General features: G+C 70.0%; 7 protein-coding genes. All 7 read right to left on the reverse strand.

Going from position 1 to position 13,312, the window contains the following annotated elements:
* Position 1 precedes the first annotated feature (1 nt).
* Positions 2-472, reverse strand: a complete 471-nt coding sequence (rpsG, locus tag BKA21_RS05350; RefSeq protein WP_140457312.1) for a 30S ribosomal protein S7 — start codon at positions 470-472, stop codon at positions 2-4.
* A 4-nt stretch (positions 473-476) separates the two neighbouring features.
* Positions 477-845: a 30S ribosomal protein S12 gene (rpsL, locus tag BKA21_RS05355; RefSeq protein WP_013117883.1), complete on the reverse strand. Its 369-nt coding sequence runs from the start codon at positions 843-845 to the stop codon at positions 477-479.
* 399 nt (positions 846-1,244) lie between these two features.
* The gene (locus BKA21_RS05360) at positions 1,245-5,114 is read right to left on the reverse strand and encodes a DNA-directed RNA polymerase subunit beta' (RefSeq protein ID WP_140457313.1); all 3,870 of its coding nucleotides are present in this window, start codon (positions 5,112-5,114) and stop codon (positions 1,245-1,247) included.
* Positions 5,115-5,231: 117 nt separating this feature from the next.
* Positions 5,232-8,741, reverse strand: coding sequence for a DNA-directed RNA polymerase subunit beta (gene rpoB / locus BKA21_RS05365; RefSeq protein WP_140457314.1), 3,510 nt, complete (start codon positions 8,739-8,741; stop codon positions 5,232-5,234).
* Positions 8,742-9,250: 509 nt separating this feature from the next.
* On the reverse strand, positions 9,251-9,640 hold the full coding sequence (gene rplL / locus BKA21_RS05370; protein WP_140457315.1) for a 50S ribosomal protein L7/L12: 390 nt from the start codon (positions 9,638-9,640) through the stop codon (positions 9,251-9,253).
* A gap of 105 nt (positions 9,641-9,745) precedes the next feature.
* Positions 9,746-10,276: a 50S ribosomal protein L10 gene (gene rplJ, locus BKA21_RS05375; protein WP_140457316.1), complete on the reverse strand. Its 531-nt coding sequence runs from the start codon at positions 10,274-10,276 to the stop codon at positions 9,746-9,748.
* Between the two features lie 309 nt (positions 10,277-10,585).
* Positions 10,586-13,252, reverse strand: a complete 2,667-nt coding sequence (locus BKA21_RS19895; RefSeq protein WP_140457317.1) for a CHAT domain-containing protein — start codon at positions 13,250-13,252, stop codon at positions 10,586-10,588.
* Between the last annotated feature and the right edge of the window lie 60 nt (positions 13,253-13,312).

The following is a 13,312-nucleotide window of genomic DNA, read 5'->3' on the forward strand; positions in this document are numbered from 1 at the left end:
ATCACCAGCGGTAGTGCGCGAACGCCCGGTTGGACTCGGCCATCTTGTGCATGTCCTCACGGCGCTTGACCGCCGCCCCGAGCCCGTTGGAGGCGTCGAGGATCTCGTTCATGAGGCGCTCGGTCATGGTCTTCTCGCGGCGTGCGCGCGAGAAGTCCGTGAGCCAGCGCAGCGCCAGGGTCGTGGAGCGCACGGGGCGCACCTCGATCGGCACCTGATAGGTCGCACCACCGACGCGGCGGGACTTGACCTCGATGGCGGGCCGCACGTTGTCGAGCGCGCGCTTGAGCACGACGACCGGGTCGGACTGCGTCTTCTCGCGGACGCCCTCGAGGGCGCCGTAGACGATCGACTCCGCGACGGTCTTCTTGCCGTCGAGGAGGACCTTGTTGATGAGCTGCGTGACGACCGGCGAGCCGTAGACGGGGTCGACGACGAGCGGACGACGAGGGGCGGGACCCTTACGAGGCATCGGTTCAGCCCTTCTTCGCGCCGTAGCGGCTGCGCGCCTGCTTGCGGTTCTTCACGCCCTGCGTGTCGAGAGCGCCGCGCACGATCTTGTAGCGGACACCGGGCAGGTCCTTCACACGACCGCCGCGGACGAGCACGATCGAGTGCTCCTGGAGGTTGTGGCCGACGCCCGGGATGTAGGCCGTGACCTCGATGCCCGAGGACAGGCGCACGCGCGCGACCTTGCGCAGCGCGGAGTTCGGCTTCTTGGGGGTGGTGGTGTACACGCGGGTGCACACGCCACGGCGCTGCGGGGAGCCCTTGAGGGCAGGCGTCTTCGACTTGTTCGTCTTCGCCTGCCGGCCCTTGCGGACCAGCTGCTGGATCGTAGGCACTACGTCTCCGTCTGTCGGTGTTCTCTGGTCTGACCGGCACCCGTCACCCTGGACGGCCGGCTCGTCCCGGATCGTCGCCCGTCGCGCGACTACCCCGGAGGTCTGACGTCCCGCTCCGACCCCCGCGCCCGGGCGTGTCGCCCTGGTCCTCCCCGCCGCGACACGAGGTCGGTGGACGGAGAAGGGGCTCCTGCCCGGCGCCGCTCCCCCACCGCCGAGGCGGTCTGGCGAGTGCACGCACAAGGGCCCGACGGCGCGGGCACGGTCTCCTACGCTACCCGCCCCGGCAGGGGCCGTCAAAGCAGGACGGCACCCGCACGCGCAGGAGCACCGCGCGCCCGAGGGGCCCGCCGGTACGACCGACGGGCCCCTCGGGACGGAGCGGGTGAGGCGTCGACGTCAGCGGTAGTCGCCGAAGTCGATGTCCTCCAGCGGGATCGCCTCGCCGGTGCCCAGACCGAGCGCCGGGAAGTCGATCTCGTCGTAGCCGAACGCCGGGTACAGCTCGGCCTTCGCCGCCTCGGTCGGCTCCACGCTCACCTGGCGGTAGCGGGGCAGACCCGTGCCCGCCGGGATGAGCTTGCCGAGGATGACGTTCTCCTTCAGACCCAGCAGCGGGTCCGAACGGCTGGACATCGCGGCCTCGGTGAGCACCTTGGTGGTCTCCTGGAAGGAGGCCGCCGACAGCCACGAGTCCGTCGCGAGCGACGCCTTCGTGATGCCCATGAGCTCCGGACGACCCGCCGCGGGCTGCGCGCCCTCGGAGACCGCCTTGCGGTTGAAGTCCTCGAAGCGGCCACGCTCGGCGAGCTCGCCGGGCAGCAGGCCCGTCTCGCCCGAGTCGAGCACGGTCACGCGACGCAGCATCTGCCGCACGATGACCTCGATGTGCTTGTCGTGGATGTCCACGCCCTGGGAGCGGTAGACCTCCTGCACCTCGTCGACCAGGTGCTTCTGCGTCGCACGCGGGCCGAGGATGCGCAGCACCTTCTTGGGGTCGACCGCACCCTGGACGAGCTGCATCCCGACCGACACGTGGTCGCCGTCCTGCACCAGCAGGCGCGACCGCTTCGTGATCGGGTAGCGGATCTCCTCCGAGCCGTCGTCCGGCGTGAGCACGATCGCCCGGGAGCGGTCGCCCTCCTCGATCGCCACCCGGCCCGAGAACTCCGCGATGGGCGCCTCACCCTTGGGGGTGCGGGCCTCGAAGAGCTCCTGGACACGCGGCAGACCCTGCGTGATGTCGTCGGCCGACGCCACACCACCGGTGTGGAAGGTACGCATCGTCAGCTGCGTGCCGGGCTCACCGATGGACTGGGCCGCGATGATGCCGACGGCCTCGCCGATGTCGACGAGCTTGCCCGTCGCCAGCGACCGCCCGTAGCACTTCGCGCAGGTGCCGACGCGCGACTCGCACGTGAGCACGGAACGGATCTTCAGCTCCGTCACGCCCGCCTCGAGCAGCCGGTCGAGCAGGACGTCGCCGACGTCGTCGCCCGAGCGGCCCACGACCTCGTCGCCCACCGAGACCTCGGTGGCGAGCGTCCGCGAGAACACGGACGTCTCGACCTTGTCGTGGCGGCGCAGCGTGCCGTCCGCCGCCGCCACGCCGATCGGCATGGTCAGGCCGCGCTCGGTCCCGCAGTCGTCCTCACGGACGATGACGTCCTGCGAGACGTCCACCAGACGACGCGTGAGGTACCCGGAGTCGGCGGTCCGCAGCGCGGTGTCCGCCAGACCCTTGCGGGCACCGTGCGTGGCGATGAAGTACTCGAGGACCGACAGGCCCTCGCGGTAGTTCGACTTGATCGGGCGCGGGATGATCTCGCCCTTCGGGTTGGCGACGAGACCACGCATGCCGGCGATCTGACGCACCTGCATCCAGTTGCCTCGGGCGCCCGAGCCGACCATCCGGTACACCGTGTTGCGCGCAGGGAAGTTCTCCTGCATCGCCTTGGCGACCTTGTCCGTGGCCTGCGTCCAGATCTCGATGAGCTCCTGGCGACGCTCGTCGTCGGTGATCAGGCCCTTCTCGTACTGGCCCTGCACCTTCGCCGCGCGCGCCTCGTGCTCGTCGAGGATCGTCTGCTTGACCGCCGGCGTCGCGACGTCGGAGATCGCGATCGTGACGCCCGAGCGGGTGGCCCAGCGGAAGCCGGCCTCCTTCAGCGCGTCCAGCGAGGCGGCGACCTCGACCTTCGGGTACCGCTCGGCGAGGTCGTTGACGATCACCGACAGGCGCTTCTTGTCGACGACGCCGTTCTCGTACGGGTAGTCGACCGGCAGCAGCTCGTTGAAGAGCGCACGGCCGAGCGTCGTCTCGAACAGCAGCGTCTGACCGGGCTCCCAGCCCTCGGGCGCGCGCTCCTCGTCCAGGACGAGGTCGTCCATGAGGATGCGCACGACCGCGTTGAGGTCGAGCGACCCCTGGTCGAACGCCATGATCGCCTCGGAGACCGAGCTGAACGCCCGGCCCGTGCCGAGCGCGTCGGGGCGGTCCGACGTCAGGTGGTACAGGCCGATGATCATGTCCTGCGAGGGCATGGTCACCGGACGACCGTCCGACGGCTTGAGGATGTTGTTGCTCGAGAGCATGAGGATGCGGGCCTCGGCCTGCGCCTCCGCGCTCAGGGGCAGGTGGACGGCCATCTGGTCACCGTCGAAGTCCGCGTTGAACGCGGCGCAGACGAGCGGGTGCAGGTGGATCGCCTTGCCCTCGACCAGCTGGGGCTCGAACGCCTGGATGCCCAGACGGTGCAGCGTCGGTGCGCGGTTGAGCAGCACCGGGTGCTCCGTGATGACCTCCTCGAGCACGTCCCACACGACCGGGCGGGCACGCTCGACCATGCGCTTGGCCGACTTGATGTTCTGCGCGTGGTTGAGGTCCACGAGGCGCTTCATCACGAACGGCTTGAACAGCTCGAGCGCCATCTGCTTGGGCAGGCCGCACTGGTGCAGCTTGAGCTGCGGGCCGACGACGATGACCGAACGGCCCGAGTAGTCGACGCGCTTGCCGAGCAGGTTCTGGCGGAACCGGCCCTGCTTGCCCTTGAGCATGTCGGAGATCGACTTCAGCGGACGGTTGCCGGGGCCCGTGACCGGGCGGCCGCGGCGGCCGTTGTCGAACAGCGAGTCGACGGCCTCCTGGAGCATCCGCTTCTCGTTGTTGACGATGATCTCCGGCGCGCCCAGGTCCAGGAGCCGCTTGAGGCGGTTGTTCCGGTTGATGACGCGGCGGTACAGGTCGTTCAGGTCCGACGTGGCGAAGCGGCCACCGTCGAGCTGGACCATCGGGCGCAGGTCCGGCGGGATCACCGGGACAGCGTCGAGGACCATGCCCGTGGGCGAGTTCGTCGTCGTGAGGAACGCGTTGACGACCTTGAGGCGCTTGAGGGCACGGGTCTTGCGCTGACCCTTGCCGCTGCGGATGGTCTCGCGCAGCGACGCGGCCTCCGCGTCCAGGTCGAACGCCTCGAGGCGCTTCTGGATCGCCGCGGCGCCCATCGAGCCCTCGAAGTAGTTGCCGTACCGGTCCTGCAGCTGGCGGTACAGCATCTCGTCGCCCTCGAGGTCGGCGACCTTGAGGTTCTTGAAGCGGTCCCAGACCTGCTCGAGCCGGTCGAGCTCGGCGTCGGCACGCTTGCGCAGCGACGCCATCTCGCGCTCGGCGGAGTCGCGCACCTTGCGGCGCGCGTCGGCCTTGGCACCCTCGGCCTCGAGCTCGGCCAGGTCGGCCTCGAGCTTCTGGGCGCGGGCGTTGATGTCGTTGTCGCGGCGGTCCGCGATCTCCTTCTTCTCCAGGTCGATCTCGTTCTGGAGGTTCGGGAGGTCCTCCTGGCGACCGTCCACGTCGACCCACGTGATCATGTAGGCCGCGAAGTAGATGACCTTCTCGAGGTCCTTCGGCGCCAGGTCGAGCAGGTAGCCCAGGCGCGACGGGACGCCCTTGAAGAACCAGATGTGGGTCACGGGGGCGGCGAGCTCGATGTGGCCCATCCGCTCACGGCGGACCTTCGAGCGGGTCACCTCGACGCCGCAGCGCTCGCAGATGATGCCCTTGAAGCGCACGCGCTTGTACTTGCCGCAGTAGCACTCCCAGTCCCGGGTGGGGCCGAAGATCTTCTCGCAGAAGAGCCCGTCCTTCTCCGGCTTGAGGGTGCGGTAGTTGATGGTCTCGGGCTTCTTCACCTCGCCGTGCGACCAGGCACGGATGTCGTCGGCCGTGGCCAGGCCGATGCGCAGCTCGTCGAAGACGTTGACGTCGAGCAAGGGGGTCCTACTTCCTTCGCTTGCCGGGGGCGGCGAACCCGCCGGCGGGATGGACTCTCACAGGGGTGTCGGCTGCCGGTGCGGCCCTCGTGGCGAGGGCCGCACCGGCGCTCGGCGTCAGATCTCTTCGACGCTGCTGGCGTTGGGGCGACGGCTCAGGTCGATGCCGAGCTCCTCCGCGGCGCGGTAGACCTCGTCGTCGTTCTCCTTCATGTCGATGGACACGCCGTCCGCGGACAGCACCTCGACGTTCAGGCAGAGCGACTGCATCTCCTTGAGCAGGACCTTGAACGACTCCGGGATGCCCGAGTCGGGGATGTTCTCGCCCTTGACGATGGCCTCGTACACCTTGACGCGCCCGGGGACGTCGTCGGACTTGATGGTGAGGAGCTCCTGGAGGGTGTAGGCCGCGCCGTACGCCTCGAGGGCCCACACCTCCATCTCGCCGAACCGCTGCCCGCCGAACTGCGCCTTACCACCCAGCGGCTGCTGCGTGATCATCGAGTACGGGCCCGTCGAGCGCGCGTGGATCTTGTCGTCGACGAGGTGGTGCAGCTTGAGGATGTACATGTAGCCGACGGACACGGCCTCGGGGAACGGCTCGCCGGAGCGCCCGTCGAAGAGGCGCGCCTTGCCGTCGGGCTGGACCATGCGGTCCCCGTCCCGGTTCGGCAGCGTCGACTCCAGCAGCCCGGACAGCGCGTCCTCCTGCAGGCCGTCGAACACCGGCGTGGCGACCGGGTTGCGGGGGGTGCTCGTGGCGGCGACGGCCGGCACGTGCTCCTTCCACGACAGGTCGCCCTCCGTCGCGAGCTGGATGTCCCAGCCCTGCGACGCGATCCACCCGAGGTGGACCTCGAGGACCTGCCCGACGTTCATGCGCCCGGGGACGCCCATCGGGTTGAGGATGATGTCGACCGGCGTGCCGTCCGCGAGGAACGGCATGTCCTCGACGGGCAGGATCGTCGAGATGACGCCCTTGTTGCCGTGACGCCCGGCGAGCTTGTCGCCCGCCGTGATCTTGCGGCGCTGGGCGATGTAGACGCGGACCAGCTCGTTGACGCCGGCGGGCAGCTCGTCGCCGTCCTCGCGGCTGAACGTGCGCACCTCGATGACCGTGCCGGACTCGCCGTGGGGCACCTTGAGCGACGTGTCGCGGACCTCGCGCGCCTTCTCGCCGAAGATCGCACGGAGCAGGCGCTCCTCCGGGGTCAGCTCGGTCTCACCCTTGGGCGTGACCTTGCCGACGAGGATGTCGCCGGCCGCGACCTCGGCGCCGATGCGGATGATCCCGCGCTCGTCGAGGTCGGCGAGGACCTCCTCGGAGACGTTCGGGATGTCCCGCGTGATCTCCTCGGGGCCCAGCTTGGTGTCGCGCGCGTCGACCTCGTGCTCCTCGATGTGGATCGAGGACAGCACGTCGTCCTGCACGAGGCGCTGCGACAGGATGATCGCGTCCTCGTAGTTGTGGCCCTCCCACGACATGAACGCGACCAGCAGGTTGCGGCCGAGCGCGAGCTCGCCCTCGTCCGTGGCCGGACCGTCGGCGAGCACCGAGTTGACCTCGACGCGGGCGCCCTGGTCGACCAGCACGCGCTGGTTGTAGCTCGTGCCCTGGTTGGAGCGGCGGAACTTCGCGACGCGGTACGTCGACGTGGTGGCGTCGTCGTTCGCGACCGTGATCAGGTCGGCCGACACCTCGGTGACGACACCCGGCTTGGTCGCGACGATGACGTCGCCCGCGTCGACCGCGGCACGACGCTCCATGCCGGTGCCGACGAGCGGCGCCTCGGACCGCACCAGCGGCACGGCCTGGCGCTGCATGTTGGCGCCCATGAGCGCGCGGTTCGCGTCGTCGTGCTCGAGGAACGGGATCAGCGCGGTCGCGACCGACACCATCTGGCGCGGCGAGACGTCCATGTAGTCGACGGAGGTGCCGGGCACGAAGTCGACCTCGCCGCCCTTGGTCCGCACGAGCACGCGCTCCTCGGCGAACACGTTGTCGCCGTCGAGCGGCGCGTTCGCCTGGGCGATGACGTAGCGGTCCTCGTCGTCGGCGGTGAGGTAGTCCACCTCGTCGCTGACGCGACCCTCGACGACCTTGCGGTACGGGGTCTCGACGAAGCCGAACGGGTTGATCCGCCCGTACGTCGCGAGCGAGCCGATGAGGCCGATGTTCGGGCCCTCAGGGGTCTCGATCGGGCACATGCGGCCGTAGTGCGACGTGTGGACGTCACGGACCTCCATGCCGGCACGGTCGCGGGACAGCCCGCCCGGGCCCAGGGCCGACAGGCGTCGCTTGTGGGTCAGGCCCGCGAGCGGGTTGTTCTGGTCCATGAACTGCGACAGCTGGCTCGTCCCGAAGAACTCCTTGATGGAGGCCACGACGGGGCGGATGTTGATCAGCGTCTGCGGGGTGATCGCCTCGACGTCCTGCGTCGTCATGCGCTCGCGCACGACGCGCTCCATCCGCGACAGGCCCGTGCGGACCTGGTTCTGGATGAGCTCGCCGACCGCGCGGATGCGACGGTTGCCGAAGTGGTCGATGTCGTCCGTCTCGACGCGCACGTCGATCTGCTCGCCGCCGCGCGAGCCCGGCAGCGTGTCCTTGTCGACGTGCAGCGCGGCGAGGTACTTGATCGTCGCGACGACGTCGGACAGCGAGAGCACGGAGTCCGTGAGGGCGGCGTCCTGGCCGAGCTTCTTGTTCACCTTGTAGCGACCGACCTTGGCCAGGTCGTAGCGCTTGGGGTTGAAGTAGAAGTTCTCGATGAGCGCGCGGCCGGCCTCGACGGTCGGCGGCTCGCCCGGACGGATCTTGCGGTACAGGTCGAGCAGCGCCTCGTCCTGCGTCTGGACGTGGTCCTTCTCGAGCGTGTCGATGACCGCGGGGAACTCGGCGAACTCCTCGCGGATCTCACCCTCGGTCATGCCGAGCGCCTTGAGCAGCACGGTGGCGTTCTGCTTGCGCTTGCGGTCGACGCGGACGCCGACGTTGTCGCGCTTGTCGATCTCGAACTCGAGCCAGGCACCGCGGCTGGGGATGACCTTGGCCGTGAAGATGTCCTTGTCGGACGTCTTGTCGGCGACGCGCTCGAAGTAGACGCCGGGCGAGCGCACGAGCTGCGAGACGACGACGCGCTCGGTGCCGTTGATGATGAACGTGCCGCGCTCGGTCATGAGCGGGAAGTCGCCCATGAAGACCGTCTGCGACTTGATCTCACCGGTCGTGTAGTTGACGAACTCCGCGGTGACGAACAGCGGCGCGGCGAACGTGAAGTCCTTCTCCTTGCACTCCTCGGCCGTGTACTTCGGCGGCTCGAAGCGGTGCTCGCGGAACGACAGCGACATGGAGCCGCCGAAGTCCTCGATCGGGGAGATCTCCTCGAAGATCTCCTCGAGACCGGCCGTCTGCGGCACGTCCTGGCGACCGTTCTCGACCGCCGCGGCCACGCGGGCCTGCCACCGGGAGTTCCCGAGCAGCCAGTCGAAGCTCTCGGTCTGCAGGCCGAGAAGGTCGGGCACCTCGAGGGGCTCGTAGATCTGGGCGAAGGAGATGCGGCGGGAGGCGGTGCGGTTCGCGATGGCGTCGGCAGACGGAGCAGAAGGGGTGCGCGAGGCAGCCAAGAGGGGTCCTTCCCTGCGGATCGGAGTGCACGCTGCGCAGGCCCTGCGGGCACGATCCCCCGGCCGTGCGAGCCGGCAGGACGTCGCGCACGAACGGCGTCTGGGGGCTCGGGTTATACGGGATCGCGGGCACAGGCCAGCGCAAAGCGTTAGCATACTCGCCGAGGCGCGCCCAGTCCACCCACGCTCCGACGACCCGTGCGGTCGCGGCCCCGCGGGGCTCCGATGCCCTCGCGTCGCGTGGTGCTGGTGCCCCACCGCCGAACCGTCCGACGATGACGCCGTCGCGCCCGGCGACCTCGTCGTCGCCTCGCACATGGTGGCACACGGACGCCCGCCCGGGAAGTTGTCGCCCACAACCCGCGCGGCCCGCCCCCTCACCGCGCCCGGCACGTACCTCCACCGGCACCCCCGGACGACGACGAGGCCCGCACCCCGGGAAGGGGGTGCGGGCCTCGTGCGGCTCGGGCGGGGCGGTCGCGGTCAGCCGCGCACGCCCGCCCGGGAGGTCACTTGAGGGTGACGGTGGCGCCGGCGCCCTCGAGGGCAGCCTTGGCCTTCTCCGCGGCCTCCTTGTTGACACCCTCGAGCACGGGCTTAGGAGCGCCGTCCACGAGGTCCTTGGCCTCCTTGAGGCCGAGCGACGTGAGCGCGCGCACCTCCTTGATGACCTGGATCTTCTTGTCGCCGGCGGCCTCGAGGACGACGTCGAACGAGTCCTTCTCCTCCTCGACGGGGGCGTCCGCGCCGCCACCGGCGGGGGCGGCGACCGCGACGGCGGCGGGAGCAGCGGCGGTGACCTCGAAGGTCTCCTCGAAGGCCTTCACGAACTCGGACAGCTCGATGAGCGTGAGGTCCTTGAACGCGTCGATGAGCTCGTCGGTGGTGAGCTTCGCCATGATGGCGGTTCCTTCCGTTCGGACCGCGCACCGGGACGGGTGCGACGGCGGTCTGGGGTCGTGCAGGGGGCTTGCTGGCTTGCAGCGTGCGGCCGGAGCGTGGGCTCAGGCTGCGGCGTCGGACTCCTCGCGCTTGGCGCGCAGGGCCTCGACGGTGCGCACGGCCTGCGAGGCAGGAGCCGTGAACAGGTACGCGGCCTGGTACAGCTTGGCCTTCATCGCGCCGGCCGCCTTGGCCAGCAGGACCTCACGGGACTCGAGGTCCGCGAGCTTGGTGATCTCCTCCGCGGTCAGCGGGCGCCCGTCGAGGACACCTGCCTTGATGACCAGCGCAGGGTTCGCCTTGGCGAAGTCACGCAGACCCTTGGCCGCCTCGACCGGGTCGCCGTGCACGAAGGCGATCGCCGACGGGCCCTGGAGCCCGGCGTCGAGGCCCTCGAGGCCGGCGTCCTTGGCCGCGATCGCGGTCAGCGTGTTCTTCACCACGGCGTAGTGAGCATTGCCGCGCAGCGCCTTGCGCAGCTGCTTCAGCTGCGCGACGGTGAGCCCGCGGTACTCGGTCAGCACGGCCGCGTTCGACGCACGGAACCGGTCCGTGATCTCCGCGACGGCGGCTGCCTTGTCCGGCCTCGCCATGGCATTCCTTCCGATGGTGGTGCCGCCGTGCTCGACCCCGAGAACAGAAAAGAGCCCCGCGCAGGCGCGGGGCTCGACATCACGACGGGCGCACGTGCGCAGGGCACATGACGGACGTCGGTCCGGTGAACTCTCGCCTGCGCTGGTCCCCGCTGCTGCGGAGCTTCGGCCGGTCCGACGAGCGGACCGACGACCGGCGGTCTTGGGCCGCAGCAGCATATGCCAGATCACCGGCCCGGCCAAATCTGCGCCGCACCCCTGGCCGCGACCACCGCCGATCGCATCGCCCGGCCACTCGACCGACCGCGCTCAGCCGGCACCGTGGGCGCTGAAGGTGCACCAGTTGACGAAGCCCGCCGGCGTGCTGCGGTCGATCTCCCCCCGGGCCCCGTGCAGGGCGCGCGCCATCGTCTCCCCCGCCGCCAGCCGACGGTGCAGCCCGAGCATGAGGTCCACCACCTCGACGTCCGGCACCGCGGCGATCGACGCGACCACCCCCGCCGTGCCCCGCGACAGCATCGCGGCGACCAGCCCGAGCAGCTCGTTGCCCGCGTAGGACACGTCCGCGCCCGAGTGGCAGGACGCCAGCACCAGCCGCCGCGGTGCGACACCCGCCCGGTGCAGCTCCTGGACCGTCAACGGCCCGTCGGCCAGGACCACGGCCGAGAACATCGGGTTGTCCGACCTCAGCACGCCGTGGCACGCGAGGTGCGCCAGGTCGGCACCGGCGACGGCGTCCACGACCCGCTCGGCACTGCTCTCTGCAGCCCCGAGGAGCAAGGCATCAGGATGAACCCGCTGAAGCGCCTCGACCTCCTCTCCCGCTCCGACAAGGCCCGGCCCAGCGACGAGAACCGGGGCTCCGTGGCCGATCGGTTCCTCGGCCGTCCGCACCCAGGCCGTCGCCGACGGCGCCAGGGAGACAGGACCGCGGTGGAGGCCAGACCAGGGGACTCCGTGCAGGCGCCCGACCGGGGTGATGACGAGCTCGTCGTCTGGCGCCAGGCGAAGGGGATCAAGGAGAGCGGCCCGCATCAGATCCAGCCGACGCATCGCACTCACGCGAGCCGCCTCCGCGGCTGCCGCGCTTCGCGGATCAGCAAGGCGACGCAGCGCGAAGACGAGAGCTCTCAGGTGCTCGTCGATCTCCGCCACGTCACACACTTCGGCCACGCGGACGTCCCTCGATGTGACGACCACAGCCACGTAACGGCCGTCGTGCTGCCCGAGCTCGACGAGAACCCGACCTGCCAGCGCGTCACGGATCCTCCCCAGTCCCGGAACCTCATGACTGCCGGTCCCGGGCCGGACGACCTCCCTCGTCCAGGACGACCGCCGAAGCCGGTCGACGCCGTCGTCGTCGTTGATCACGGCAGGTCGGGTTTCTCTCGCACTGCCGACGAGATCGTGAGAGTACGACGGACGCGCATTGCGCTCCGGAGCCATCGGCTCGACAGGGAGGCGTCCAAGCATCGCGGCGGCTCGGGTGCGCTCCATCCACCGAAGGACGGCGGCGGGAGATCCCTGCCGGAGAAGGGCTCCGAGACCAATGTCGCCCAGATCGGCGCCGTGCCCGGACGCGAGCGCCCGGAGCTCCATCGTGGGCAGGGCGGCGCGATGTCGCGCGAGGTCCCGCAGGCCCGCACGGCACTCCGCAAGCACCAGCCTCGGCTCGTCTCGGAGCGTGCCGATGAGCGCAGCAGCCACACGCCCGCGGACACGTGACAGGAGCGGACCACCCGCCGACAACCTCGCCGCGGAACCGAGGTCCGCCTCCGCGGTCCGGCGCTGACCGATAGCCAGGGCAGAGCGCCCCACCTGGAGGTACGCCTCTGCGGCCGATTCGAGCGAACCACGGACCTCGAGCGCGCGGGCCGCTGCGCGCGCCTCCCGCACGCCCGCCGGCGTGACCTCGCCACGCTTGAAACGGGCACCAAGAGCAACGATCGACGCGCGGAGACGCCACTCGGTCCTCTTCTGCCGGCGAGCGACCTCGATCGCCGTCAGCGCGGCCTCCTCCGCCCCGCGGAGGTCGCCGGCCAGGAGACGGGTCTCCGCGAGCCTCACCCGGGTCTCGACCTCCATGAGCCCAGCACCAGCACTGACGAACTCATCCAGCGCGTGGAGCGACGCCTGCTCTGCCTCCGCGAAGAGACGGAGCTCACGCATCGCGTCGGCGTAGTCGGTGTACTGCTCGCCGCGCGGGAGTCCTGCGCGCTCGCAGACGAGCGCGGCCTCCTCGAAGTCGCGGAGACTGCGAGTCAGCTGTCCGGCTCGGGCCTCGACCCATGCCCGCGTCTGGAGCACCTGACCGTGCAGAGCCTCCCCTGCACGTGCGGATCGGACGACCGCGAGGTCCGCCCACCGGAGCGCCTCGGCGAAAGCCCCGCGTTGGGACAGCAGGAAGGCGACGTTGTTCATGGCGCGTGCCGCGAGGTCGTCAGAGGCGCCCGGATGGCGGGCGACGGCGCGGTGTCCCTCCTCCGCGCGCTGAAGGTGACCCGCATGATGGTCCAGGACCGTGATCTGCGACAGCAGTAGTGCGTCGAGGTGCTCGACGTCGCTGACTTCTCCGACCTTCGCGCCGGCGAGCGCACGGAGCGCTCCGTTGACGTCGTGCCTCGCTGCAGACGCCCTTCCGACCTCCAGGCGCGTCATGGCGCGACTCGACCGGGCCCAGATCTCCAGCTCGACCAGACCGTGGGCACGCGCGAGCCGAACCGCCTCGTCGAGGTGATCGAGCGCCTCCCCGTGCAGCATGAGAAGACGACGCGCTGTTCCGGAAGCCCTCAGTGCGTAACCCAGGACCTCAGGATCGCCCAGCTCACGGGCCTTGCCGACAAGACTGTCCGCGGTGCCGATGTACTGGGCGGGACTGGCGGTGACCTTGCCATGAAGCCCACGGGCACGGCGAAGAAGGTCGGCACGAGTCTCGTCAGTACCGATCCGCTCAACGGGGGAACGCCGTACAGGCACACAAGGATCGTAGGGGCGGGCCAGTAGTTCTCCTGATCCCGATGTATCAGGACGGCACCC

This window comes from Cellulomonas oligotrophica (assembly GCF_013409875.1).
GTDB classification, from domain to species: Bacteria; Actinomycetota; Actinomycetes; order Actinomycetales; family Cellulomonadaceae; genus Cellulomonas; species Cellulomonas oligotrophica.